The sequence below is a fragment of the Pedobacter sp. B4419 genome, from assembly GCF_059693725.1.
The window spans coordinates 755,775-782,346 of the sequence record NZ_JCASSL010000002.1; the positions used below are offsets into that span (position 1 = coordinate 755,775).

Sequence of the window (26,572 nt, forward strand, 5' to 3'; positions counted from 1 at the left end):
TTCTTATTGAGGGTTTGCTTCTATTTTCTGCGCAGCCAGCATCATGTGCGGACTCAAACACAGCAGTTCCTGATCTGATTCGGTCTGCGCCAGGAGTTTCATCAGCCTTTTCCGCTTTTCGGCAGTTGCCCAGCTCTCGAAAAAGGATTTGTCCATCCAAACCACCCCTTCTACGGCAACCAGATTGAGCACCTTTAGCCTACAGGCTTCAAACTCACTGATCAAACCTGAGGGGCGGTGAAAGTAGGCTTCGGCCAACATGCCTGGAAAAGCTTTTGGCGGATGGTGCATGCCGCTTGACAACTCGCCCATGCACATTTCGAAAATAGCAGGCTGATGGAACATACCACTTTGAAAGGCTGCCATAGTAGAAGCGGCAAATGTAATGGCAAAACCCAACACAACACCTCCGGTTTTCAGCACGCGTTTGGCTTCGTTAATGGCCTGTAAACGTTCTTTTTCTTCCTGGATATGGTACAATGGCCCATGCAAAATGACCACATCTTGGCTATTATCGGCAAAAGGCAATTTTTTGGCTTCGCCCAATAGCGACTTAAATTGATTTTTAGATTTCTTGGCTCTTTTTTCAGCCTGCTGGATGTGCTTTTGTACCGGATCTATCAAAGTAACTTCATGGCCCAAAGCACTTAGCCATGCGGCATAATGACCTGGACCACCGCCTACATCGGCAATGGCTAATTTGTTTTTTTTAAGGTACTTGGAAATGAGTTCTTTGTTCCGTGCAAATTCTAAAGGACCAAGGCCTAACTGTAAACGTGTTTCTTCGGAGCTCTGGTTATAAAACGAATCGATGGTGGGATTGATGAGGGCCATAGACAAATATAAAACAAGTATTTATTTTGCAAGCTCCTAAATAATAATGTAAAGGCTTTCTGTTTGATACCTAATTTTAAACTCTTGCACTTTAGCTGTTGGCATCTGTTATTTCTTTAAGTTCTTCTTTGCTCAACCCCATCTTTTCTAAAACCGACAGGATAAAACCTGTTTTCTTCTTCCAATATTCTTCTATGGTAATTTGGGTATCTTCCGTTATTGATTCTTTCAGTTGCGAATATGTCTTGATTAAGTTTTCATCCGCTAAAAGCGCTTGCTGAAACAACAAATGGTTTTTTAATGCCAAACTATCTGCATAGCAAACGTAAAGGTGATGGGTTTGCCATTTTCGTTTTAGATCGGTTAATGGTATAAACTCAGCAATTTGCTTAAAAGCAAATCGGCCAATAATTCCTTGCTCCCCCATCGCTTGATAGCCCAATTTTTCAAGCCTTGAAGTGACCTCGCCCAACAAACTTTTATCTGTTAAAACGAGATCGATATCTAAAATGGGTTTGGCGGTTAGTCCTGGTATCGAGGTACTTCCAACATGTCGAATATCAATTTCTAGATTGCCAATTGCTGCTTTGATTACGCGACGAATGCTTTCAAATTCGGTTTTCCATTCGGGATTATAAGGCTCGATAAACTTGGTCATTTTTATGGGCTTGTTGATCAATGGCTAAATATAGAAATCTTTATTAGAACTAGGATTGATCGTCATCTATGGCTTTATTCAGAATCTATTTCGTTGAGATGCCTGCGTACGAAGAGGAAGTCGCGTTAAACTAAAAAAGCCTCACATTTCTGTAAGGCTTTTGGTGGGAGCTGAGGGGTTCGAACCCCCGATCCTCCCGACGTGAAGTCGGGATGCTTGAACCAGCTGAGCTAGCTTTCAGCAATTAACTTTTCAATCATTTTTCTGCTTTTCCATTTCTTAATCTGGCGCTCTCTTCTCATAGCCGTCAATTTATCCAAATGCACTTCTTGCCAAACAATCTGCCAATCGCCAATACGCCCAGTAAATCCTATATGATTGGAATTGTGCTTTTTTAACCGCTCCTCAAGATTTGATGTGAAGCCAATATAATATTTGTTTAGGGATGCACTGAATAAGATATAAACATAATGCATGTTTAAATATAGAAGTATCCAGAGGAATTAAAAAGCACTGGGCTTGAATTTAGCTGAACAAAGAAAATCGCTATAAACAAAAAAGCCCCACATTTCTGTGAGGCTTTCTTTTGGTGGGAGCTGAGGGGTTCGAACCCCCGACCCTCCCGACGTGAAGTCGGGATGCTTGAACCAGCTGAGCTAGCTTTCAGCAATTAACTTTTCAATCATTTTTCTGCTTTTCCATTTCTTAATCTGGCGCTCTCTTCTCATAGCCGTCAATTTACCCAAATGGACTTCTTGCCAAACAATCTGCCAATCGCCAATACCTCCAGTAAATCCTATATGATTGGAATTGTGCTTTTTTAACCGCTCCTCAAGATTTGATGTGAAGCCAATATAATATTTGTTTAGGGATGCACTGAATAAGATATAAACATAATGCATGTTTAAATATAAAAGTATCCAGAGGAATTAAAAAGCACTGGGCTTGAGCTTAGCTGAACAAAGAAAATCGCTATAAACTAAAAAAGCCCCACATTTCTGTGAGGCTTTTGGTGGGAGCTGAGGGGTTCGAACCCCCGACCCCCTCGGTGTAAACGAGGTGCTCTGAACCAGCTGAGCTAAGCTCCCTTTTTTATTTCCCTTAAGCAAAGTTTCCTTCGTTTTGGGATTGCAAATATAGCGCGTTATTATAGTTTTCCAAAAAAAAATTAAAAATTTTTAAGAAAGTACTTCCTCCAGCACCTGATGCGACTTAATCTGTCCAAATGAAGCCGTATGTAACGCATAGAAAATCAATATTTTATCAAGCAAGAACCTCCTAACGGCATTATTTAATTTAATTTCATTTATTTTTTCAAATGGCGTAGTAAAAAGCGCCAAAAAATAATCGGCCTCTGTTTTTGCAATAAAATTTGGATGCACCGGGATCAAAGAAGTGAACTCGCCTTCCTGCAGGTCGAAGTATTTTTGATCGCTTCTTGTTTGGCTATGTGGCGCAAAACCTAAAAATTTGGAAAGCTTTAGCAAAAATGCCAGGTGAAAATTCGCACTGGGTTCTTCAAGTTCATCAAACCAACTTACGGCATTGTAAATAAAATCGAACAGGTTTTCGTCGGTATGTTGCTGGCGGATGCTTTTATACAACACCTCGTTCAAAAACTGGATGATTGTATTTTTGATCACATGATAAGGAATCGAGCGAAAAACAGGTGAAGGCCGAGCTTCCGCCACGCGCTGGAGCTGTGTATTTGCCTTATGATAAACCACCATATCAAGCAGGTGCAGCGGTTGCAATACATTCATGGGTATTTTGGCCTTTGGTTTTTTCACCCCATTAATCAGGTAAGACTGGATGCCAAATTTATCGGTAAACACCTGGGCAATTACACTGCTCTCGCTGTAAAGCGTGGTTTTTAATACGACACCTCTAATTTTATGCAACATTTCAGCTCAGCTTGGGCACAAAGATAAACAAGGCAATGGCTACCGCCAACAAAGCCATAACCAATACCGCAGCGGCCGCCAGGTCTTTAACCTTTCCGGCTTTGGCATTCCATTCTGGCGAAACCAGATCAACCAAGGTCTCAATCGCCGTATTGATCAACTCGCTCGACAGCACCAAGGCAATGGCCATTGAAATCCACAGCCACTCGGTACGATTTAGTCCTACAAAAAGGCCAAGCCCGATTACCACAACCGTAGCCAAACAATGGATTTTAAAATTCAGCTGGCTACGAAAAGCATAAGCCAATCCTTTAAAGGCATACCCAAAACTCTTTAGCAATCTGTTCATCTGCTTCTAAATTACATCAAATTTAGCATATGCTAAGCACCGTTTAATCGGCTAACAAACAATTACTCATGTTTCATGTTAATGTAGCATAAAAAATAGGCTTGGTTTTTGCAATACGCCATTTTTATTAGTTTCTTTACTTTTTTAAAAAGCAGTTGATTATGTGGGCTAAACTCTCCAGAGCTATACTTCAAAACCGAATCTTCCTTACCCTTTTTTTTATAGCCGCAACAGTTTTTATGGCTTGGCATGCCCGCAACCTCAAGCTTTCTTATGCAGGGAGCAAGATTTTGCCACTTACCGATTCCGTTTTTATCAAGTATAACGCCTTTAAAAAGCAGTTTGGAGAAGACGGCAGCATTATGGTGCTCGGTATCCAAAGTGCGGATATCTATAAAAAGGAAAACTATAATAAATGGGCACAGCTTTCTACAGACATCCAGCACCTCAAAGGCATTAAAGGCGCCTTATCCATAGGCAAGCTCTTTGAATTAAGAAAAGACACCATTAACCAGAAATTTGCGGTAGAGCCTATTCCAGGCGGCTTGGTTAAAAGCGATGCCGAAATGGATTCGCTAAAAGCCCGATTGCAAGGCATGCCTTTTTACGATGGTCTACTACTGAATAAGAAGACCAATGCCACTTTGATGGCCATTACCTTCGACCAAAAAATATTAAATTCTGCTGCCCGAAACCCTGTTCTCAAAGAGATTGAAGCGAAGGCCGAAGCTTTCAGCAAAAGCACAGGCATACAAGTCCACTTATCAGGATTGCCTTACATCAGAACAGCTACCAGCAAACTGGTCTCTAACGAATTTGTGCTTTTCTTAGGCCTTTCTATCTTGGTTTCGGCACTGATTTTATTGATTTTCTTTAGGAGCTTTTATGCCGTATTCTTCCCGATATTGGTTGTAATCATGGGCGTAATCTGGAGCATCGGCACCTTGGTGCTATTTGGCTATGAGATTACCATTTTAACCGGATTAATTCCGCCATTGATGGTAATTATCGGTATCCCGAACAGTATCCTGCTCCTCAATAAATACCATAACGAACTCAAAAAGCATGGCGACAAGCAAAAAGCATGGGCGGTTACGATAGAAAGGATTGCCGTAACCACTTTGATTGCCAATGTAACCGCTGCCATAGGTTTTGGTGTTTTATACTTTACCGGAAGCGAGCTCTTGATGCAGTTTGGCAGCGTAGCCGCACTTAACGTGATGTTTACCTGGCTCATTTGTCTTTGCTTAATCCCTGTAATCTTCAGCTACCTGCCTATCCCAAAGGGAAAAGCAAATGCAACCCACGAACCGAATTTCTTAGACCGTTTATTGGCCAAAACAGATACCTTGGTGCAACACAAAAGAAGCCTGATTTACATCCTGACTATTGTTTTAAGCATCATTTCTTTAATTGGCGTATATAGGATCAATGTGAATGGTTACGTGGTAGACGACCTGCCCAAGAACTCGCAGATTTTAACGGACCTCAAGTTTTTCGAGAAGAATTTTGAAGGGATTCTGCCTTTGGAAATCAGCGTAGACACTAAACGGAAAAACGGCGTATTGAGCATTTCATCGCTCAACAAAATAGACGAGATGGAACGCATGGTAGCGGCCTATCCCGAATTTTCGCGTTCTATTTCTTTAAATACCGGACTTAAATATGCCTCACAGGCCTTTTATAATGGCGATTCCGCATTTTACCGCTTGCCAAGCGATATCGAAAAGAACTTTATCCTGATTTATGCGGCCAATTCGGGCAATGGCAAGAACAAGGGCAATATGGATATGCTCACCAATTTTGTTGACAAGAACAAGCAAACGGCCCGTATCAGCTTTCAAATGGCCGATGTTGGTTCTAAACGTTTGGATGCCTTATTGCTGGAGCTGAAACCAAGGATCGATTCCATACTGCCACCAAAGCGTTTCAACGTAGAGCTTACGGGTTCGAGCATTATTTTCTCTAAGGGAACCGATTACCTGCTAAAGCATTTGGTAGAAAGCATTGCGCTGGCCATTATACTCATTTCGTTATTGCGTTTGGCTCAGTTCAGGAGCTTTGGCATCATGTTTATTTCATTGTTGCCAAATATTGTCCCTTTGATTATTACAGCTGGCTTGATGGGCTTTTTCCATATTCCGTTAAAACCATCAACCATCTTGATTTTTACCATCGCCTTTGGCTTGGCTTCCGATCAGACCATTTATTTCCTAACGCGATACCAGCAAGAGCTCACCCTCACCAACTATAGCGTAAGCAAGGTCATTTCAGATACCATCCGCGAAACCGGGGTGAGTATGACGCACATTGCATTGATCCTTTTCTTTGGCTTTGGAATTTTTACGGCTTCTACCTTTGGGGGCACGGTTGTTTTGGGCTTATTGCTGTCTATCACTTTGATTGTGGCATTGGTATTTAACCTTACTTTGCTACCCGCATTAATGCTTTGGCTAGACAAGAAAAAGGCCCGCAAGCTCATTCCAGAAGACGAAGTAGCCAAAAACGAAGCGCAATTTGACCATTAATCATGATCGATTTCGAAAAACTCGATTACCTTAAAGATGGCAATGCCCTGCAACAAAAGGCTTACCAGTTATTAAGCGATCATCAGGTTTTCGAGAAGCTAGCTGTTTTTCAGCCGATTTTAACGGGCACCATCCCGATTGATATTGCCATTGCCAACAGCGACCTAGATATTATTTGTTATTGGCTTGTTAGCGCAACTTTTAAGCAAATGTTATTGGATCATTTTGCCAGCGAAAAGGATTTCGAACTGCGCGAAGCAATCATAAACGGCCAAGAAACCATCATCGCTAATTTTAAGATCGACGGATTGGAACTCGAAGTATTTGGACAATCTATACCTACCCCAGAACAAAACGCCTATCGGCACATGCTCATCGAGCATCAGATTTTAACTGCAAAAGGAGAATCGTTCAGGCAACAAATCATCGATTTAAAAAACCAGGGCTATAAAACCGAGCCTGCTTTTGCCAAATTGTTGGGATTGGAAGGCGATCCATATCAAGCCTTGCTCGGTTTTCAAATGTAAAATGGGTAAGTGTCATCCAGAACGTAGTGCAGGAGCTATAAGATAAGCCTTCAAAATAGATTCCTCTTTACACTAGGAATGACAAAGGGGACAAAGCAATCAAAAAGACAGTATATTTATCCAATGATTTTCCGCGAAGCCACCACCAACGACATCAAGCAAATTCAGGTAGTTCGAAACTCAGTAAAAGAAAATATGCTTTCCGATCCTAGTTTGGTAAGCGACGCCGATTGTGAAGTATTCATTAACCAAAGGGGCAAAGGCTGGGTATGCGAACTCGACCAACAAATTGTAGGTTTTGCCATTGCCGATCTCAAAGAGCAAAATATCTGGGCCTTATTTATCGATCCCAGGTTTGAAAAGCGAGGTATAGGCAAACATCTTCACCAGCTCATGCTCGAATGGTATTTTGCGCAGGGCCCATTATCCGTTTGGCTCAGCACTTCGCCAGGCACAAGGGCAGAAACATTCTACAAAAAAGCAGGCTGGAAGGCTACGGGAATGCATGGGAAGGAAATCAAGTTCGAAATGAGCAAGGCAGAATGGCTAAGAGAAAGTTAGCTGTTCACGGTTTTCAGTTGGCAGTTCACGGTTGGCAATGGAAGATGGAAAAGTGTCGTGCAAAACGGAAATCTATTAAGAAAAATTACCTAAAATAGACTTCTCATTACATTTGAAACGACAAAACCTAATTCCCCTCCTGTGAAGGGTGCCCGTAGGGTGTCAACTAATGACCAATCGGCTAGCCCTCTAATCAGCCAATAAGCTAATTAGTCTTTTCCTCTTCAATGGGCTCGGCACTAATAGGCTTCAGTGCTACATCGTCTCCTTCCTTATCTACTTTCTTGGCAAAAAGGATAGGATAAAGAAACATAAACGCACCCAAAATCAAGAGCACGCCAGAGATGGCAAGTACAACACTGCTTCCCGCTACCCTATTGCTGCTCATTACCTGGGCGGCGATTAATGCTGCAACGCCAAGCAGGATGGCATATATGGCTTTCTGTAATTTTAAAAACTTAATCATGACCTAGACCTTTAGACTTTCGGCGTTTAATTATGCTTATAACAACAAATATTAAACCAATAAGTTCTAAAAGCATGGCAAAAGCAAGGGCACCCGTGAGCAAGGGCTTGTGGCCTGCCCCTACTAAAAAAGCAATAGGCATGAACACAACTGCAGCCAGCATGCAAAGCAATCCATTTTTTAACAATCTATCCATAAAACAATTCGCACAAAACTACCATAATTCATTCTAAAACTGTAGCTTTGCATCCTTTAATTTTTGGAGATACTTGATTGATGTATAGGGAATTTAAACAATTAGAACTAGCTAAAATAGGTAAAGAGATACTCGAATTTTGGAAAGCGGAAAACATCTTTGAAAAAAGCATAAGCACACGCGCTAAAGCCAAACCATTCACCTTTTACGAAGGCCCGCCTTCGGCCAATGGCATGCCCGGCATTCACCATGTGATGGCCCGTGCCATAAAAGATATCTTTTGCCGTTACAAAACCCTAAAAGGATACCAGGTAAAACGCAAAGGCGGATGGGATACCCACGGACTGCCTATTGAGTTGGCCGTTGAGAAAAAACTCGGCATTACCAAAGACGATATCGGCAAGAAAATTTCTGTAGAAGCCTACAACTCGGCCTGTAAGGAAGAGGTAATGCGCTATACCGACGTATGGAACGACCTGACCGAAAAAATGGGCTATTGGGTAGACCTGCAAAACCCTTATGTGACCTACCACAACGAATATATCGAAACCCTTTGGTGGATCTTAAAATCGTTCTACAACAAAGGATTATTATACAAAGGCTATACCGTACAACCTTATTCGCCGGCTGCCGGCACTGGCTTAAGCTCGCACGAGCTCAACCAGCCAGGCACTTACCGCGATGTGAGCGACACGACTATTGTTGCCCAGTTTAAGGCGATCGCTTCAACCCTGCCTGCCTTTTTAAATGGTTTTGGCGAGTTGAGTTTCTTGGCATGGACCACAACACCTTGGACCTTGCCTAGCAATACCGCCTTAACTGTAGGCCCTAAAATAGATTACGTTCTAGTTAAAACTTTTAACCAGTATACCTTCGAGCCTATTCAGGTAATTTTGGCCAAAGCATTGGTAGGCAAGCAATTTGCCGGCAAGTATTTCTTGGCCGAGAGCGATGCCGATTTGGCCAATTACAAAGCCGAAGACAAAAAAATACCTTATACCATCCTGGCCGAGTTTATTGGTACCGATTTGGTAGGTATCAAATACGAGCAGCTATTGCCTTGGGCTACGCCTTACCAAAATGCCGAAAACGCATTTAGGGTAATCAGTGGCGATTTTGTAACCACAGAAGATGGTACAGGTATCGTACACACTGCACCTACTTTTGGTGCCGACGATGCGCGTGTAGCCAAAGCGGCTACGCCAGAAGTACCTCCAATGTTGGTGTTAGACGAAAAGGGCAATCCTGTTCCTTTGGTAGACCTTCATGGCCAGTTTATTGCTACTTTGGGTGGCGATTTAGGTGGCAAATACGTTAAAAACGAATATTACAATGATGGCGAAGCTCCAGAAAGATCTGTAGATGTAGAAATTGCCATCTTGTTAAAAGAAGAAAATAAAGCTTTTAAAGTAGAGAAATACGTACACAGCTACCCGCATTGCTGGCGTACAGATAAGCCGGTTTTATATTATCCTTTGGATAGCTGGTTCATCAAAACCACTGCCTTAAAAGAAAAGATGGCCGACTTGAACAAAACCATCAACTGGAAACCTGAAGCTACCGGCACTGGCCGTTTTGGCAACTGGCTAGAAAACCTGGTTGACTGGAACCTTTCGCGTTCGCGTTATTGGGGCACACCATTGCCTATTTGGCGTACTGAAGATGGTTTGGAAGAAAAATGCATCGGTTCTATTGCAGAGCTGAATGCCGAAATCAAAAAAGCAATCGACGCTGGTTTCATGCCTGCCGGTTTTGAGCTGAAAGACATGCACCGTCCTTATGTTGACGATGTGATCTTGGTATCAGACAAAGGCGAAAAAATGGTGCGCGAGTTGGATTTGATCGATGTTTGGTTTGACAGTGGCGCCATGCCTTATGCGCAATGGCACTTTCCATTCGAAAATAAGGCAGAATTTGAAAATGCTTACCCTGCCGATTTCATCGCAGAAGGTGTTGACCAAACCCGTGGCTGGTTTTTTACTTTGCACGCCATTGCGGTAATGCTCAGCGAAAGCAGCGAAGAAATCAAAGCCATTAACCAAATGGTGAACAATCCGGGTATTGCTTTTAAAAACGTGGTATCAAACGGACTGGTATTGGATAAAAACGGCAACAAAATGTCTAAACGTTTGGGCAATGCCGTTGATCCGTTCAGTACCATCGATACCTACAGCGCAGATGCAACCCGCTGGTACATGATCAGCAATGCCTCTCCATGGGACAACCTTAAATTTAACCTGGAAGGACTGGATGAAGTACGCCGCAAATTCTTCGGCACTTTGTACAACACCTACTCTTTCTTTGCTTTATATGCCAATATCGATAAGTTTGAAATCAACCTCGACAAGCAAACGCCTATTGCCGAACGCAGCGAGCTTGACCGTTGGATCTTATCTTTATTGCAGACCTTAATTGCCGAAGTTGACGAAAGCTATAACAGCTACGAACCAACCAAAGCGGCGCGTGCCATCCAAACTTTTGTTGATGAGCATTTGAGCAACTGGTACATCCGTTTATCTCGCCGCCGTTTCTGGAAAGGCGAAATGACCGAAGACAAAAAAGCGGCTTACGAAACTTTGTACACCTGCTTGATGAGCGTTTCGCAAATGATGTCGCCAATAGCCCCTTTCTTTGCCGATTGGCTGTACAGAAACCTAACCGCTGCCAATCCAAGTCAACATGTGACCAAATCGGTGCATTTAACCATTTGGAACGAGGTGGATAGCACTTTGATCGACTACGACCTGAACGAGCGCATGGAATTGGCGCAGAACATCTCATCGATGGTCTTGTCGCTACGCAAGAAAATGGGCATCAATGTGCGTCAGCCATTGGCAAAAGTGCTCATTCCGGTATTGGACGACAATTTCCAGGTGAAGGTAGAATTGGTGAAAGACCTTATTTTGTCAGAAACCAATATCAAAGCGGTTGATTTCATCAAAGACACGGCCGGATTTATCAAGAAAAAAGTAAAGCCAAACTTCAAGGCATTAGGTGCCAAAGTTGGCAAAGACATGAAATTGGTAACCGAGGCAATCGCCAATCTTTCTCAAGAAGACTTGGCCCAGTTCGAAAAGGATGGTACTATCGCCATACGCAATACGCCATACGCCATACTCCTTTCCGACGTCGAAATCATTGCCGAAGATATCCCAGGCTGGCAGGTAACCAATATGGGTAGTTTAACCGTAGCGCTAGATGTAAATATCACTCCAGAGCTTAAACAAGAAGGTTTATCGCGCGAATTGATCAACCGTATACAAAACCTAAGAAAAGAATTAAATTTTGAAGTTACCGATCGAATTAACGTAAGTTTACAAAATGCACCTATCATTGCCGAGGCTGTACAACAGAACAAGGCCTATATTTGCGCAGAAATCTTAGCAGATGAAATTATTCTGTCGGAAAATGTAAACGGCGGAAACAAAATCGTAATCGAAGATGTTGAGTTACAAATTTTGATTGCTAAACAATAATAGAATATGGAACCCTCATCAACTGACATTTTAAACATAGCGATCTACAGTTGATGATGGCTCCATTACCATTAAAAATAAGATAAACCAAATGGAAAAAACTGAAAAAACCCGCTATTCTGATAGCGAACTACAAGAGTTTAAAGAGCTGATCCTTGACAAGTTAAAAAGTTCAAGGGAGGAGTTGCTTTCGTTGACTTCCTCATTGAGCAATCCGAATTCAAATGGTACTGAAGACACCTCTGGTGCTTATAAAACATTAGAAGATGGTTCTGCAACCTTAGAGAAAGAGCAGATCAACCAATTGGCAGCCCGCCAGAAAAAATTTATCGACAATCTGGAGGCGGCGCTTGTCCGCATTGAAAACAAAACCTATGGTATTTGTCGTGAAACAGGAAAACTGATCCAAAAAGAACGTTTACGTGCAGTTCCGCACGCTACGTTAAGCATGGAGGCTAAATTGAAGCAGGGTTAATGAAAGGCTTTACAAAACCATTAATTGTTATCTTGCTGGTACTGATTGCCGATCAGGCGTTAAAAACGTGGATCAAAACCCACATGTACCTGCAGCAGGAGTATAAAATCATTGGCAACTGGTTCATCATCCACTTTACCGAAAACAACGGTATGGCTTTTGGCCTCGAGTTTGGTGGTGAATTTGGCAAACTGGCACTTTCTCTTTTTAGGATTCTAGCCGTTGCAGGTATCGGTTATGGCCTCTACTGGCTAATTAAACGCAAATACCACCGCGGACTGATCCTAAACGTAGCGCTTATTTTTGCCGGAGCCTTGGGAAATATTATCGACTCGGTATTTTATGGGGTCATTTATAAATACGAAAGTCTTTTTCATGGCCGTGTAGTAGATATGCTGTACTTTCCGATATTGCGCGGGACTTTCCCTTCGTGGGTACCTGTTTGGGGCGGAGAAGCTTTCGAATTCTTCCGTCCGGTATTTAACCTGGCCGATGCCGCTATTTCTGTTGGCGTAATTGCCATCCTGATCTTCCAAAAAAGATATTTTAAGGAAGAGATCAAAGACGAGATCGGCATTAACAACGAAAGCGTAGAAGATTAATCCTTAGTCGCTTAAAAAAACATTAAATAAGAAGCCATCTGAAAAATCAGGTGGCTTTTTCATTTGGGTTAATTATATTTGAGCAGAACCAATATCAACCCTTGGAAAACCAAAACTATAAACCTATGAAAAAAACCGCTTTACGCCTTACGCTATTCTTTGCCACTTTGGCCCTTTCAATCTCTGCATTCGCACAGAAAAGCCTGTTTGATGGAAAATCGCTTGCCGGTTGGCATGTAGATGTTCCAGAAATGGACAAGAATGCCAATGCCAAAAATCCTTTTGTGGTGAGGGATGGCAATTTGGTAAGCTTGGGCACACCAGGCGGGCATTTGATTACCGATAAAGTTTATCAAGATTATCGCCTGGAAGTGGAATATCGCTTTGCAGGCAAACCCGGCAATTGTGGCGTGCTCGTTCATGCTTCTACGCCAAGGGCTTTATATGGCATGTTCCCCAAATCGCTAGAAGTACAAATGCAAAGCCAGGATGCTGGCGATTTCTGGTGCATAGAAGAAGACATTACCGTACCCGATATGGAAACCAGACGCGGCCCGAAAGAAAATTGGGGCGTGAACGGCAACAAGCTGCGCAGAATTAAAAACCTGACCGATGGCAGCGAAAAGCCTGTTGGCGAATGGAACAAAATGGTAATCGAGTGCTATAAAAATTCGGTAAAAGTTTGGGTAAATGGTGTTTTGGTAAACGAAGGCACCAATTGCACAGCAGATAAAGGCCAAATTGCGCTACAAGCAGAAGGCTCTGAAGTAGAATTCAGAAAGCTGGATCTCACACCTATCAAAAAACTAAGCAAATAATCAAGTTCTGCGTTTAGCGACTAGCGATAGGCGTTTTAATCGTATTCTGAAGACAATAGCATTATCCCCGCATGAGCTTTAACCTGCAGCCAACAACATTAGCAAACGAGCTGATTAAATTGGTTCCCCTAAAAGAAGAAGATTTTGAAGCACTTTACGCCGTGGCCTCAGACCCCTTGGTTTGGGAGCAGCACCCGAACAAAGACCGTTATAAAAGAGAAGTATTCCAAAACTTTTTTGAGGGCGCCATCCAATCTAAAGGCGCTTTTATCGTGTATGAGCAAGAAACGGGCAACGTAGTGGGCAGTTCGAGGTATTATGATTTTGATGAAGCCAGCAATACCGTTGCCGTAGGCTATACTTTTATTGATCGGGATTATTGGGGCAAAGGCCATAACAAGGCATTAAAAAAACTGATGTTCGATCATGCCTTTCAATTTGTAAACAATATAATCCTGCATATTGGCGCCACCAACTTTCGCTCGCAAAAGGCCATCGAAAAACTAGGCGCCAAAAAAATAGACGAGTTCGAAGTAGCCTATTATGGGGAGCCTGTTAAATTGAATTTTGTTTATCGCGTAGCTAAAGAAGACTGGGAAGCTTAACGATGATTACACTTACGAAGTTTTAATGACTTATTTAAAAAGCAAGGTCAGCATTCCATTTGATCGTCGGCCCTGCTTTCTGCTAAATTTTTTCTCTTCGCTTAAAAATACCGCTGTCAATCAGGTTTAGGGCAGTCGAGATAGTGCTTTCCTTGTAATAGCATGAGGAACTTTGTTTAGGCACAAACGTGTAAACGGCCATAAGGCAATAAATTCTATCACATTAGCTTTAGCTTAAATCCCTTATGCACTTCGCTATCCCCCTTTGGAGGGGGCAGGGGGAGGAAAAGAAAAACATGCTGTGGCAATACCCAAACGCAAATAGCCCAGATTGAAGCGGCATCCTTTTTTGTAGTTCAAGACAAAAAAGATACAGCGGAAAGCAGGACTTGCTTTAACCGCACCAAGGGCTTAGCGCTTCAAAAGAATAGCTACCGATCCAGTTTGCTTGTTGTTGAATAACACCAACAAAAGCCATGGAAAGCTGCACTGCCTTTAACCTGTTGCAAGGACATTGCGCTTCGAAACAGTTGCCTATCATTAATTTATTTAAAATATAATCAGCTGATAATTTGATATTTACAATAAATATTTCAGGAAAATAGATTTTTGGCTATGGAATTGTGGCCCCGTTGACATCTCATTTATAAATACACACAAAAACATATATAACATGAAAAAATTAGTAGCCCTAGCCTTTGTTGCCTTATTTAGTATGAGTGCCATGGCGCAGCAAGTAGACTTAAGAAAGAAGATCAACGTAAGCGGATCGGCCGAAGCCGAAGTAACTCCAGATATCATCTACATTGGCATTTCGCTAAAAGAATATCTTAAAGACAATAACAGCAAAAAAAGAGTAGACATTACCGAATTGGAGAACCAGCTTTACAATGCCGTACTTAAAGCCGGTATCGCCAAAGAAGATATAATGATCAACAACGTTTCGAGCTTTAACTATGCCACCGAGAAAAAGAAAAATCCAGATTTTCTGGCCAGCAAGCAGTACCGTTTAAAAGTAAGCGACCTGAACAAATGGAATGAGATCATCAGTGCGGTTGATGCCAAAGGCGTAGCTTATACCAATATCGAAAGCTATGACTACTCAAAAATCGAGAGTTTGAAAAAAGAACTTAAAATCAAAGCGCTCCAAGCGGCCAAAGCCAAAGCAGCCTACATGGTTGAAGCGTTAGGCGAAAAATTGGGTGGCGTAATTGATATCCAAGAAATCAACAACGAAGCCTACCCACAGCCAATGTACAGGGCCAACGTAATGATGATGAAAGCCGAAAGTGCAGATGCCATGGGCGGTGCACCTGCAGCAGACCTTGATTTCAAGAAAATTAAGCTCAACTACCAAGTGAATACCATTTTCGAAATCAAATAATGCCTATTTCAGTATACAGCTTTTAATCAGCTAGTGAAAGCAAAAACCTTAAAAAGGGCATTTTTAGCACATAATTAGCTAATTTTAAAAAAAAGAAAACCTACCAATCAATATGGTAGGTTTTTTGTTATATAGCTGGTACAAATTTAACCTTAAATTAATTTCGTCATGAAAAAAATCATTTACGCGCTAATGTTGGTATTTACTTTGGGAATTAGTGCAAATACAGTTTCGGCAAGCGAGAACAAAAAACCAAAGACAGAATTAACCGCAGAGCAAAAAGCGCAATTAGACAAAATTGTAAGCCGTGTAGAGGAAATCCGCCAAATGGATAAGTCTAACCTCACCAGGGCAGAGAAAAAAGCACTGAGAAAAGAGCTGAGAGAAATGAAGGAACAAGCCCGTGTACTTGATCGTGGCGTTTATCTTTCTGTAGGTGCAATTATCATCATCATTTTATTGTTGATCATCATTCTATAAGCATTCACATCAATCCTATAAAAAGAGAAATCCCTCCCGAAGTAACTTCAGGAGGGATTTTTTATTTTAAAATGATCTGTCATTCTGAGCAACGCGAAGAATCTACCTCGAGGAAATCAAGTTCGGGATGACAGTTACTTTATCTAGTCGATTTTATCAAAACCAGTATATGGGCGCAATGCCTCTGGGATCAGAATTCCGTCTTCGGTTTGGTAGTTTTCTAAAATAGAAGCCACAATACGAGGCAAAGCCAAGGCGCTTCCGTTTAAGGTGTGTACCAACTGCGTTTTGCCTTCTTTGCCTTTGAAACGGATTTTTGAACGGTTGCTTTGGAAAGTTTCCACATTAGAAACCGAAGATACTTCTAACCAGCGTTCCTGTGCTGCACTCCAAGCCTCCATATCATAAGTCATGGCAGAGCCAAAGCCCATATCGCCACCACAAAGGCGCAAAACACGGTAATGCAAACCTAGTTTTTGCAATAAAGTTTGTACATACGAGCTCATGTCTTCCAATGTTTGGTAAGAGTGGTCTGGATGCGTAATCTGTACCAATTCAACCTTATCAAACTGGTGCAAACGGTTTAAGCCACGAACATGTGAACCATAAGAACCCGCTTCTCTCCTGAAGCAAGGCGTATAAGCTGTATTCTTGATGGGCAGTTCTTCTTCCTTTAAAATTACGTCGCGGTATAAATTGGTTACCGGAACTTCGGCAGTTGGAATCAAATACAAATCGTCAACTGTAGAGTGGTACATTTGCCCCTCTTTGTCTGGCAATTGGCCAGTTCCGAAACCAGAAGCGGCATTTACCAAATGTGGCACTTGTACTTCGTTGTAACCTGCGGCAATGGCCTGGTCTAAAAAGAAATTGATCAGGGCGCGTTGCAGCCTTGCACCTTTTCCTTTGTAAACCGGAAAACCTGCACCCGTTATTTTTACGCCCAATTCAAAGTCTATAATATCGTATTTGGCGGCCAGTTCCCAGTGTGGTTTGGCATTGGCTGGTAATTTAGCCGGTTCTCCATGCACCAAAACAACTTCGTTTTCTTCAGGCGTTGTACCAGGCTTCACCAAATCATGTGGCAAATTAGGCAACTGAACCAATAAATTAAACTGGTTGGTTTCTAGGGTATTTAGCTTCTCGGTCAGGTTTTTGATGTTTTCTTTATGAGAAGCCGTTTGCGTTTTGATCGTTTCTGCTTCTTCTTTTTTTCCTGCACGCATCAAATCGCCAATTTGTTTGGCCGCTGCATTGGCTTCTGCCGAAATACTATCCAACGAAGTTTGAGTTTGGCGACGTTCTTCATCAATGGAAATGATTTGGTCTACCAATTCGGGCTGTTTAAAATTACGCACTTGAAGACGCGCTAAAACTTTCTCTCTATTTTCGCGGATATAGTTAACTTGCAGCATTATTTAATTTTTTTACAAAGATAAGATTGAATTACGAATTACGACTGCCGATTTAAGATTTTTAATGGCCACTCGTAAATCTCCAATCTAAAATCGTAAATCATGAGTGGCAAACTATTTCTCGTACCTACGCCCATCGGCAATTTAGAAGACATGACTTTTAGGGCCATCAGGGTGCTAAAAGAGGTTGACCTTATTTTGGCCGAAGATACCCGAACCAGTGCACCCATGCTCAAGCATTTTGGCATTGATAAAAAGGTGTATTCCCATCACCAGCATAATGAGCACAAGGCCACCTCAGAGATCATCAAATTTCTGGGCCAAGGGCAAAATATAGCGCTCATTTCAGATGCCGGAACACCTGCTATTTCAGATCCTGGCTTTTTTTTGGTGAGGGAAGCGCTTAAAAACGATATAGAAGTAAATTGCTTGCCTGGTGCCACCGCTTTTGTTCCGGCCTTGGTCAACTCTGGTTTGCCAAGCGATCAGTTTGTGTTTGAGGGATTTCTGCCTGTAAAAAAAGGAAGGCAAACCCGATTAAAACTGTTGGCACAAGAAGAACGCACGATGATCTTTTATGAAAGTCCGCACCGCCTGTTAAAAACCCTTGCCGAATTTGCCGAACATTTGGGCGAAGACAGGCAAGCTTCGGTAAGCAGGGAATTGACCAAAATGTATGAAGAAACCGTTCGCGGCACCTTAATGGAGATCAAATCGCATTTCGAAAACAACATCCTTAAAGGAGAATTTGTGATGTGTGTGGCCGGCAAACCTATCGCACAGCGCAAAAACAAGTATGAAGATATCGAAGACTAACTCATCGGCATATTGAAAAGAGCTTTAACCATTTATCAAAGCATGCCTCAAATAAAATCACATAGTTAGAACAATATTTTAAAAGTAGAATCCGTAATTTGTGTGATGGAAATAATAATGGCCAAGTAACCTTACAAGTTATCCTGTGTCTAAAAAACAAACCGAGTTTACGAGCTCATTAATGCCATTAAAAAGCAATGAACTACCATTAATAATTTTAATCAATAGAAAAATAATGATTGCAATAGATAGATTTTTAAGCGACGAACAAGATCCAAAAGCAGTAGAAAAAGTAATTGGAAAGCTGAACGATTTGCTAACCAGCGGAGAAGAAATTTTATACCTTGCCGTACAGAAAAAACCGGCCGTAAACTTGTTGCCTGACAGCATTGCCATTAGCAACAAACGCATTTTTTATTGCGAACCGGGCAATTTGGGCCTCACCATGAACTTTAAGGACATCTCTTGGAAAAACGTAAAAGAGGTTTCGTTTAAAGAAGAGTTTTTTGGCTCGAAATTCATTTGTGTACCGCAGCATGGAGAGAATATCGTAACCGAATTTATTCCAAAAGTACAGGCCAGAAAATTGCACCAGGCCGCCAACGAGCAATTGGAGCAATACAAAGAAATGCTGAGGCAACAAGTATTGGAAGAAAACAGGGCTTCGGCTTCAACAGTAAACATTCCAGTTCCGCCACAAAGCCAAACCATCGAACTGCCAATTGAAGAAGCAGAAGTTATTCCGCCACCACAAATTGAGCAGCCAGAGGATGAAACTACATTGAAATTGAGAAAGCTGAAAACGCTTTACGATAAACAGCTGATTACCCAAGAGGAATACGAAAGCAAGAAATCGGCTATTTTGGATAGTCTGTAAAAAAAATAAAACAAGTTGTCACCCTGAACCCCGATTCAGGGTCTAACTCGAGAGAGATGCTGGATCAGGTCCAGCATGACGCGACTATAAGTAATGAAATTAAACAAAAACTATCTGCTGGCGCTATGCAGCTCCTTTTTAATGTGGCTGGCTTGGCCTCCCCATACTTGGTTTGCACCGCTCCTATTGATCGGGCTTGTGCCCTTAATGATAGCTTTAGACCGAATTAAGGCAGAGCAGAGCAAAAAGACAGGCAAACGTATTTTTTTAACGGCAGGCTTAGCCTTTCTGGTTTGGAATACGGCTTCCATTTATTGGGTTTTCAACGCCATCAGCGCATTTAACACGGGGTTTAGCGGCACAGTTGTGTCTTTTCTCGTTTCACTCATTCCTTATGGCTTGGGTGCCTTGCTGATGACCTTCGCTTTTTGGCTCTACTACCGTTTAAGCCTAAGGATAAATGCCGTATTGGCCTATGTGGGATTGATTTGTTTTTATATTGCCTTAGAATACCTGCATGAAAGCTGGGACCTGGCTTTTCCATGGATGACCTTGGGCAATGGTTTTGCGGGAATGCATCAACTGGCCCAATGGTATGAGTACACCGGGGTTTATGGTGGCTCGCTGTGGATTTTGCTAAGCAACATTCTGGCTTTTGAAGCTTATAAAAGCTGGAGAGCCTCTGATAAAAAAGTACTCAAACCTGCTCTGCTTTGGTTGGCAGTACTTATCCTGCCTATTGCCTTTTCGCTTTACACCTATAACAGTTACAAGGAAAAATCATCGCCTGTTAATGTGGTAACGGTACAGCCGAATATCGATCCTTATCAAAAATACGAGACGATCTCTGCCAATGAGCAACTTCAAATCTTAACCCGTTTATCAGATTCTGTTGCCCAGGTAAATACAGAATATTTTGTTTGGCCAGAAACGGCCATCCCAAATTACGTTGATGAGGATAAGGTGCGCGACAACCCTGATTTTCTGAGCATGCAGAGTTTTTTAAACAAATACAAAAACGGCACTTTAATTACAGGCATCGAAAGTGTAAAATGGTACAATACCAAGAAAACCATTTCGGCTCAAGAACATTCGAGCGGTATGTTTTTTGATCATTTTAATGCCGCCATACAGGTAGAAAATTCGGCAACGGTTGAGTTTTACCATAAATCGAAATTGGTTCCGGGAGCTGAAAAAATGCCTTTCCCTAAAGTATTTTCGTTCTTAACTCCTGTTTTTGCAGGCTTGGGTGGCAGCGTATCCAGTTGGGGATGGCAAGACGAACCCGAAGTTTTTTATTCCTACAGCGGCATCGGTGTGGCCCCTGTCATCTGCTACGAATCCATTTGGGGCAGCTGGGTGGGCAAATCGGTTAAAAACGGTGCACAGTTTATTGCCATAATTACCAACGATGGCTGGTGGGGCAATACTTCGGGCAAAGACCAGCACCTGCTCTATGCCAAATTAAGGGCCATCGAAACCCGTCGCTGGGTTGTACGATCGGCCAATACAGGCATTTCGGGCTTCATCAACCAAAGAGGCGATGTAGTTAAACAATCAACCTGGTGGACAAGAACGGCAATTAAGGCCGATATTAATTTAAACGACGCCATTACGCCTTATGTAAACAGCGGCGACCTGATTGCACAAATTGCAAGCATATTGGGCATTGCCTTGGCACTTATCATTCCTTTTAAAAGATGGGTAAAAAAATAATCTTATTGTTGATACTGGCAACAGCATATGTAAACAGCCAAGCCCAAGCCTATTTAGACAATATGTACAAACAGGCCAATGAAATGGCGACTGCCACCATTAAGGGCGATTACGCAGCTTTGATCAAATATACTCATCCAGCGCTAGTAAAAATGCTGGGAGGCGAGCAAAAGGCGATCACTACTATCAAACAAGGCGTAGACAAAATGAAGGAGGGCGGTTTCAAGTTTAAGAAAGCCACCATTGGAAAGGCTACCCAAACTATCGCATCAAAAGCCAACATTCAATGCATTGTACCGCAAGTTTTGGATGCAGAAATGATGCAACAAACGATGCACATTACCAGTTACTTGTTAGCCATTTCTTATGATCAAGGCAAAAAATGGTATTTTATAGATGCTAAAGAACCTGAAAAGCTAAGAAAAATCGTACCTGAGATGGACAAGAAATTGGTAGTTCCACAGGCAAAGTTTAATTAAGCAAAGCCATGCCACAAAGAAAGAATTTGAAATGGATAATCCTGCTCTTTATCATCGCATTGAATATCGGTTGCGATCAAGCATCGAAAAGCATCGTAAGACAAAGGATTGAGTATGGCGAAACCATCAGTTTGGTTAAGCACTATTTTATTTTAACAAAAGTAGAGAATACTGGGGCGTTTCTGAGTGCCGGCAATGAACTGCCAAGTCCAATTCGTTTTACCTTGCTTACGCTGCTGCCATTGGCCGTATTAGGCTATGGCCTTTATTACCTCATCGCAAAGAAAGACCTGCCCAAAATGATGCAAATCGGACTTTCTTTTTTAATTGGAGGCGGTATTGGAAATGTGTACGACCGTATTGTGCATGGCTCGGTAACCGACTTTATGCATATGGATTTCGTGATTTTTAGAACGGGTGTGTTTAATGTAGCTGATCTTTCGATCATGACTGGGATAGCGATTCTCTTTATTCATTCGCTCAAGCATAAGGTAGTTAAACCAGCTAGCGACACATCTAATTAATATAATTTAGCCACAGATTAACGGCTTAGATCAAGAACCTGTCAATCTGTGGCTATAACCTTGCTTAAGGCAATTTCTTAAAGATATTGGCAACAACCGTTGGAATATCATTGATGGCCTTTTGCGGATCGTTCACCTCTCCTTCTGCCCAACCACGCCAAATAAGCTTAGAGCTTTTGCGTTCGATGATATCAATCATGATACTACCGGCCTTAACCTGCATCTTTCTCGCCCTGCTGCCCACATAAACCGGAAATGGATCTGTATAGGCATAATAATAAACTGCCCTGCCTCTGTAATAGCCAACCCTTGGCGAAAGTCTTGGTGGCGGGTTATAGTACATCGGCTCATCGTAAACCTTGGTTTCCTTGTTTACCACTGCGGTATATTTAATCAGCAAATCTGGGCTGCTGTTTCGGAGCGTTAATCCTCTTTTGTTGAGCTCTTCGCTCGCTGCATCTACAATTTTATCCGTTGCGATATCATTATCGTAAGTGGAAGAAGCTTTAGACCTTGATTCTGGCAACCAAGCATAGGTTTTATATTTGGTTGAATTAACAGGTTTATTGCTCACCGAATAATAATCATAGCTCGAACATGAGGTCAATCCAACGATCATGCCCAAGAAAATCAATATTCTTTTCATCATTTGAACTATTTAAATTCTTAATTTATAGACCCTTTGATTTACATTAAGGTTTAACTAAAACAGTCCGGTTTGTGCATAGTTTTAGGTTTTTAAGGCTAAAATCGGTTCATTTTACTTTGCAGCAGCAAGCGCAATCAAGAAAAAACATTTCCCCTTTTCAGGCAGAAATCATTTTTTTGTTAACTTAGTTTAATCTAATTAAACCTATGAAAAAAATAATAAAGCCTCTATTATTGGGGTTATTCGTTTTTTATGGCTTCTTAAGCAAGGCCAGCCCGCAAACTCCAATTGAGAATTTAACCAAAAGAATACTCGCACCTTACGCTCAGTCTATTGTTTTTGAAACTTTGAGTACCAATGACCAAAAAGATGTTTTTGAACTGGAAAGCAAAAACGGCAAGCTCATTGTGAAGGGAAACAGCTATAATTCAATGGCCTTTGGGCTTAATCATTACCTTAAATATTATTGCAAAACCTCTGTTTCTTGGTATAAGAACGACAAGATCGACCTGCCCAGCCAAATGCCCATACTTGCACAAAAAGTAAGGCAAGAAGCAAGGGTAAAAAACAGGTTTTTCTTAAACTATTGCACTTTTGGCTATACCATGCCTTGGTGGAAATGGGAAGATTGGGAGAGATTGATTGACTGGATGGCCTTAAACGGCATCAATATGCCTCTTTCTATTACCGGCCAAGAAGCCATTTGGTATAAAGTATGGCAAAAAATGGGGCTCAGCGACGAGCAAATCCGAAGTTATTTTACAGGACCGGCCTACCTCCCTTGGCACCGGATGGCAAATATTGACCATTGGGATGGACCCTTGCCAAAATCATGGCTGGATAACCAGCTCGCGCTGCAAAAGCAAATTGTTAAGCGAGAGCGCGAACTGAACATGACTCCTATTTTGCCCGCATTTGCCGGCCACGTTCCCGAGGCAATCAAAACCAAATTTCCGAATGCTAAAATTACCGACTTAGGCACTTGGGGCGGATTTAGCGAAGAATATTATAGCCATTTCCTAGATCCTTTCGATCCGTTATTTCAACAAATCCAAAAAAGCTTTTTAGAAGAACAAACCAAACAATTCGGAACAGACCATATTTACGGAACAGACCCTTTTAACGAAGTTACACCTCCAAGTTGGGAGCCGAAGTACTTAGCAAGTGCCGCCGATGTGATCTATAACTCGATGAAAAGCGTAGATCCTAAAGCATCTTGGCTACAAATGACCTGGGTATTTTATTTCATGAGAAAAGAATGGACAAATGAACGCATTCAGGCTTTTGTAAGGGCAGTACCCCAAGATAAAATGATGCTTTTGGATTACTATTGCGAAAACACAGAAGTATGGAAGCTCACTGAATCGTTTTTTGGCCAACCTTATTTATGGTGCTACCTAGGTAATTTTGGCGGAAATACAATGTTAGTTGGCAACTTGGAAGAAGTAGAAAAAAGGATGGAAAATGCCCTGAACAATGGTGGCAAAAACCTATCTGGCATCGGTTCAACCTTAGAAGCATTTGATGTAAATCCAATTATGTATGATTATGTATTTGAAAAAGCATGGAGTAATGGCCAAACCGATGTGGCGAAATGGGTAAGCAATTGGGCTGACCGCAGACTTGGTCAAGCTAACACAAATGTCCAAAACGGTTGGAATTCCCTATTGAAAAATGTGTACAATGCCACACCACAATTAGGCCAAGGAGTTTTGGTAAATGCCAAACCTACACTTAAGGGCAATGGCAACTGGACTACAAATCCAAAGATTGGCTACAACAATATCGATCTTTTAAAAACTTGGGGACAATTGCTTTCCATCGAATCTAAACCTACCGAAGCCTTCAATTATGACGTAACCAATATCGGGAGACAGGTTTTGGGCAATTATTTTGCCAAGCTGAGAGACGGTTTTACAAAGGCCTACGAACAAAAAGACATTAAAACCATGCAAGCCAAAAGGGAGCAAATGCTGGCTTTAATTGATGACTTGGATAGGCTATTAGCCACCCAATCTTCTATGTTATTAGGCAAATGGATAGAAGACGCAAGGGCAATCGGCAAAAACGCACAGGAGAAAAACTATTATGAGAAAGATGCAAGGATGCTTTTAACAGTTTGGGGTGGAAAACAGCGTTCGTTAAACGATTATGCAAACCGCTCGTGGGCTGGCTTAACCGGCGATTTCTATAAAGGCCGATGGAAATTGTTTTTAGACAAAGTAATTGCCGATGTTCAGCAAAACAAAACTTTCGATGAAAAAGAATTCAAGCAACAGACCTACGATTTTGAAGACAAGTGGGTAGCTCAAACCAATAAATACCCTGCTCAGCCAAAAGGCGATAGTTTTGCGATCAGTAAAGAATTATACCAGAAGTATGCAAGTGCCATCACAAATGCTAATTGATAGTAGATTAGCTGGTTAATTGTTTGTAACTGCTAAATGTTTACGGCAAAGAAAGGGAGGCGTAGGCCAACTAAGCTTCTGTTGTTTGCGCAAACTCTTGGCCTTTGCGATTAAACTGAAAACTGTTAGCTGCGAACTGCCAACAGAGCTAGTCCATATACTTGCCTACAATTGGCATTCTGCGACCCATACCGAATGCTTTTGGTGATACCCGCAAGATGGGTGGCGTTTGATAGCGTTTAAATTCGGCCAGGTTTACCATTTTAAGTACGCGCTTAACTAAAGCTTCGTCAAAACCTTGTGCAATGATGGCTTGGGATCCTTTTTGCATTTCGATATGCTGAAACAAAACCTGATCCAAAATACCATAATCAGGCAATGAATCGGAGTCCTTTTGATCGGGCCTTAATTCTGCCGATGGCGGTTTTACGATGGTATTTTCTGGAATGATCTCTCCATCCTTGTTAATGTAACGGGCCAGCTCAAAAATCTGGGTTTTATATACGTCACCTATTACGCCAATGGCACCGCACATGTCTCCATACAAAGTACCGTAGCCTACGGCACATTCGCTTTTATTCGAGGTATTGAGCAATACATAGCCAAATTTGTTTGACATGGCCATCAATACTATGCCCCTGCAACGCGCCTGAATGTTTTCTTCGGTCAGGTTAAAAGGCAAACCAGCAAAAGGCTTGGCCAACATGCTGTCGAAGGCCTCCGCAGCTTCTTTTATTTCTACAATTTCGTGCTTACAGTCAATGTTTTTCACTAAATCCAATGCATCTTTAACCGAATGATCGGAAGAATATTTAGAAGGCATTAACACAGCCATTACATTTTCGGGGCCAAGTGCGCGACAAGCCAAAGCACAAACTACAGCCGAATCGATGCCTCCCGAAAGGCCCAAAACCGCTTTTTTAAAGCCCGATTTCCAGAAGTAATCCTGAATTCCCATCACCAAGGCATCGTGGATCTGCATGATATCGCTTGCCCTTTCTGCCTGCGGATATTTGTTCTTCACATTTTGTATTTCATCCAAATCAAAAACCTGCAGATCTTGTTCAAAGTACTTCATCTCTGCCTTTACCTCTCCCGTTTCGTCAAAAACCAGCGAACCTCCATCAAAAATAATCTCGGTTTGCGCCCCAACCTGGTTCACATAAAAAAGTGGCAATTTGTATTTTTTGGCATTATCTGCCAATATTTGGATCCGGTCTTCATCATGGCGATAATTAAATGGAGAAGCGGCAATGTTGATCATCAAATCGGGTGATTCTTTGATCAATTCATCCATCGGACAAGACACATACAGAGGATTATCATTAATATTCCAAAGGTCTTCACAAATGGTCAAAGCTATTTTTTTGCCTTTAAAGTCGATACATTCAAATTTGGTGTTTGGTTCAAAATAACGGTATTCGTCAAACACATCATAAGTAGGCAACAAGGCTTTCCTGGTAATTGCTTTTACTTTGCCTTCTTCAATAAAATAAGCGGCGTTGTAAAGGTCTTTTCCTTCCAAAACTTCGTTTTTAATAGGCAAACCCAGTATACAGGCAATCCCTTGGCAATGCGAAGTAATTTCTTGTGCGGCTTTATCGCAAAGCGCTACAAAATCTGTAAACTCCAAAAAATCGCGAGGCGGGTAACCACAAATGGCCAGTTCGGCAAATACCACCAAATCGGCACCCTTGGCTTTGGCCAAGTTTATGTTTTCGATGATCTTTTGGGTATTCTGCTCAAAATTACCAATATGATAGTTAAGTTGGGCCAGTGCTATTTTCATGTTTATGAGATTTGAGTATTGAGATTCGAGACAGGT

Annotated in this window: 26 protein-coding genes and 1 tRNA gene; 16 read left to right on the forward strand and 11 right to left on the reverse strand. The window is 41.8% G+C overall.

What is annotated here, in order from left to right; translation table 11 throughout:
* Positions 1 to 3: 3 nt before the first annotated feature.
* The 7 genes from AC570H_RS14850 to AC570H_RS14880 all read right to left on the reverse strand — a co-directional run bounded on the left by AC570H_RS14850 (position 4) and on the right by AC570H_RS14880 (position 3,745).
* Positions 4 to 834 (reverse strand): class I SAM-dependent methyltransferase, encoded by an 831-nt coding sequence (locus AC570H_RS14850; RefSeq protein ID WP_497356157.1) that lies wholly within the window; start codon positions 832 to 834, stop codon positions 4 to 6.
* A gap of 91 nt (positions 835 to 925) precedes the next feature.
* The gene (locus AC570H_RS14855) at positions 926 to 1,492 is read right to left on the reverse strand and encodes a GrpB family protein (RefSeq protein ID WP_497356159.1); all 567 of its coding nucleotides are present in this window, start codon (positions 1,490 to 1,492) and stop codon (positions 926 to 928) included.
* Between the two features lie 230 nt (positions 1,493 to 1,722).
* Positions 1,723 to 1,968, reverse strand: a complete 246-nt coding sequence (locus AC570H_RS14860) for a GIY-YIG nuclease family protein (RefSeq protein WP_497356161.1) — start codon at positions 1,966 to 1,968, stop codon at positions 1,723 to 1,725.
* 180 nt (positions 1,969 to 2,148) lie between these two features.
* On the reverse strand, positions 2,149 to 2,394 hold the full coding sequence (locus AC570H_RS14865) for a GIY-YIG nuclease family protein (RefSeq protein ID WP_497356163.1): 246 nt from the start codon (positions 2,392 to 2,394) through the stop codon (positions 2,149 to 2,151).
* 108 nt (positions 2,395 to 2,502) lie between these two features.
* Positions 2,503 to 2,580: transfer RNA gene (locus tag AC570H_RS14870), tRNA-Val, on the reverse strand.
* 90 nt (positions 2,581 to 2,670) lie between these two features.
* Positions 2,671 to 3,396 (reverse strand): DNA repair protein RecO, encoded by a 726-nt coding sequence (gene recO, locus AC570H_RS14875; protein ID WP_497356165.1) that lies wholly within the window; start codon positions 3,394 to 3,396, stop codon positions 2,671 to 2,673.
* A gap of 1 nt (position 3,397) precedes the next feature.
* Entirely contained in the window at positions 3,398 to 3,745 is a 348-nt protein-coding gene (locus AC570H_RS14880) for a diacylglycerol kinase family protein (RefSeq protein ID WP_497356167.1), read from the reverse strand.
* 239 nt (positions 3,746 to 3,984) lie between these two features.
* On the opposite strand from AC570H_RS14880, the gene AC570H_RS14885 reads away from it, so the two are divergent.
* From AC570H_RS14885 to AC570H_RS14895, 3 genes are all read left to right on the forward strand, one after another.
* Positions 3,985 to 6,273 (forward strand): efflux RND transporter permease subunit, encoded by a 2,289-nt coding sequence (locus AC570H_RS14885; RefSeq protein ID WP_497356169.1) that lies wholly within the window; start codon positions 3,985 to 3,987, stop codon positions 6,271 to 6,273.
* A 2-nt stretch (positions 6,274 to 6,275) separates the two neighbouring features.
* Positions 6,276 to 6,800 (forward strand): DUF4269 domain-containing protein, encoded by a 525-nt coding sequence (locus AC570H_RS14890; RefSeq protein ID WP_497356171.1) that lies wholly within the window; start codon positions 6,276 to 6,278, stop codon positions 6,798 to 6,800.
* Positions 6,801 to 6,878: 78 nt separating this feature from the next.
* Positions 6,879 to 7,361 (forward strand): GNAT family N-acetyltransferase, encoded by a 483-nt coding sequence (locus tag AC570H_RS14895; protein ID WP_497356173.1) that lies wholly within the window; start codon positions 6,879 to 6,881, stop codon positions 7,359 to 7,361.
* Positions 7,362 to 7,566: 205 nt separating this feature from the next.
* Here AC570H_RS14895 and AC570H_RS14900 read toward each other — a convergent pair whose 3' ends face one another.
* Positions 7,567 to 7,827 carry an isoleucyl-tRNA synthetase gene (locus AC570H_RS14900; protein ID WP_497356175.1) on the reverse strand — a complete coding sequence of 87 codons (261 nt, stop codon included), beginning with the start codon at positions 7,825 to 7,827 and terminating at the stop codon, positions 7,567 to 7,569.
* A gap of 276 nt (positions 7,828 to 8,103) precedes the next feature.
* Here AC570H_RS14900 and ileS point away from each other — a divergent pair, with 276 nt between their 5' ends.
* From ileS to AC570H_RS14935, 7 genes are all read left to right on the forward strand, one after another.
* Entirely contained in the window at positions 8,104 to 11,499 is a 3,396-nt protein-coding gene (gene ileS / locus AC570H_RS14905; protein ID WP_497356177.1) for an isoleucine--tRNA ligase, read from the forward strand.
* 91 nt (positions 11,500 to 11,590) lie between these two features.
* Positions 11,591 to 11,974 (forward strand): TraR/DksA family transcriptional regulator, encoded by a 384-nt coding sequence (locus tag AC570H_RS14910; RefSeq protein ID WP_330108271.1) that lies wholly within the window; start codon positions 11,591 to 11,593, stop codon positions 11,972 to 11,974.
* Positions 11,974 to 12,576, forward strand: a complete 603-nt coding sequence (locus tag AC570H_RS14915; protein WP_497356179.1) for a lipoprotein signal peptidase — start codon at positions 11,974 to 11,976, stop codon at positions 12,574 to 12,576. Before AC570H_RS14910 ends, AC570H_RS14915 begins: the two co-directional genes overlap by 1 nt.
* Before the next feature lie 125 nt (positions 12,577 to 12,701).
* Positions 12,702 to 13,394, forward strand: a complete 693-nt coding sequence (locus tag AC570H_RS14920) for a 3-keto-disaccharide hydrolase (protein WP_497356181.1) — start codon at positions 12,702 to 12,704, stop codon at positions 13,392 to 13,394.
* 71 nt (positions 13,395 to 13,465) lie between these two features.
* Positions 13,466 to 13,999: a GNAT family N-acetyltransferase gene (locus tag AC570H_RS14925; RefSeq protein WP_497356183.1), complete on the forward strand. Its 534-nt coding sequence runs from the start codon at positions 13,466 to 13,468 to the stop codon at positions 13,997 to 13,999.
* A gap of 673 nt (positions 14,000 to 14,672) precedes the next feature.
* Positions 14,673 to 15,383: an SIMPL domain-containing protein gene (locus tag AC570H_RS14930; RefSeq protein WP_497356185.1), complete on the forward strand. Its 711-nt coding sequence runs from the start codon at positions 14,673 to 14,675 to the stop codon at positions 15,381 to 15,383.
* 168 nt (positions 15,384 to 15,551) lie between these two features.
* Positions 15,552 to 15,863: a hypothetical protein gene (locus AC570H_RS14935; RefSeq protein WP_497356187.1), complete on the forward strand. Its 312-nt coding sequence runs from the start codon at positions 15,552 to 15,554 to the stop codon at positions 15,861 to 15,863.
* A 143-nt stretch (positions 15,864 to 16,006) separates the two neighbouring features.
* On the opposite strand, the gene serS is transcribed toward AC570H_RS14935, so the two are convergent.
* A complete protein-coding gene (gene serS / locus AC570H_RS14940) occupies positions 16,007 to 17,278 on the reverse strand; it encodes a serine--tRNA ligase (RefSeq protein WP_497356189.1) in 1,272 nt (423 codons plus the stop codon).
* Positions 17,279 to 17,380: 102 nt separating this feature from the next.
* Between serS and rsmI the strand changes: the two genes are divergently transcribed.
* The 5 genes from rsmI (at position 17,381) to lspA (ending at position 21,690) form a co-directional block, all read left to right on the forward strand.
* Positions 17,381 to 18,094, forward strand: coding sequence for a 16S rRNA (cytidine(1402)-2'-O)-methyltransferase (rsmI, locus tag AC570H_RS14945; protein WP_497356191.1), 714 nt, complete (start codon positions 17,381 to 17,383; stop codon positions 18,092 to 18,094).
* Positions 18,095 to 18,329: 235 nt separating this feature from the next.
* Complete coding sequence (locus AC570H_RS14950) at positions 18,330 to 18,971, forward strand: PH domain-containing protein (protein ID WP_497356193.1); 642 nt, start codon at positions 18,330 to 18,332, stop codon at positions 18,969 to 18,971.
* A 93-nt stretch (positions 18,972 to 19,064) separates the two neighbouring features.
* Positions 19,065 to 20,687: an apolipoprotein N-acyltransferase gene (lnt, locus tag AC570H_RS14955; RefSeq protein ID WP_497356195.1), complete on the forward strand. Its 1,623-nt coding sequence runs from the start codon at positions 19,065 to 19,067 to the stop codon at positions 20,685 to 20,687.
* Entirely contained in the window at positions 20,672 to 21,166 is a 495-nt protein-coding gene (locus tag AC570H_RS14960) for a hypothetical protein (protein WP_497356197.1), read from the forward strand. Before lnt ends, AC570H_RS14960 begins: the two co-directional genes overlap by 16 nt.
* Positions 21,167 to 21,174: 8 nt before the next feature.
* Positions 21,175 to 21,690 (forward strand): signal peptidase II, encoded by a 516-nt coding sequence (lspA, locus tag AC570H_RS14965; RefSeq protein ID WP_497356199.1) that lies wholly within the window; start codon positions 21,175 to 21,177, stop codon positions 21,688 to 21,690.
* Positions 21,691 to 21,754: 64 nt separating this feature from the next.
* Here lspA and AC570H_RS14970 read toward each other — a convergent pair whose 3' ends face one another.
* Positions 21,755 to 22,339 (reverse strand): DUF4136 domain-containing protein, encoded by a 585-nt coding sequence (locus AC570H_RS14970; protein ID WP_497356201.1) that lies wholly within the window; start codon positions 22,337 to 22,339, stop codon positions 21,755 to 21,757.
* 206 nt (positions 22,340 to 22,545) lie between these two features.
* Here AC570H_RS14970 and AC570H_RS14975 point away from each other — a divergent pair, with 206 nt between their 5' ends.
* A complete protein-coding gene (locus AC570H_RS14975) occupies positions 22,546 to 24,747 on the forward strand; it encodes an alpha-N-acetylglucosaminidase (RefSeq protein WP_497356203.1) in 2,202 nt (733 codons plus the stop codon).
* Between the two features lie 148 nt (positions 24,748 to 24,895).
* Here the strand turns inward: AC570H_RS14975 and AC570H_RS14980 are convergent, their stop codons facing one another.
* Positions 24,896 to 26,536, reverse strand: coding sequence for an NAD+ synthase (locus AC570H_RS14980; RefSeq protein ID WP_497356205.1), 1,641 nt, complete (start codon positions 26,534 to 26,536; stop codon positions 24,896 to 24,898).
* Positions 26,537 to 26,572 lie beyond the last annotated feature (36 nt).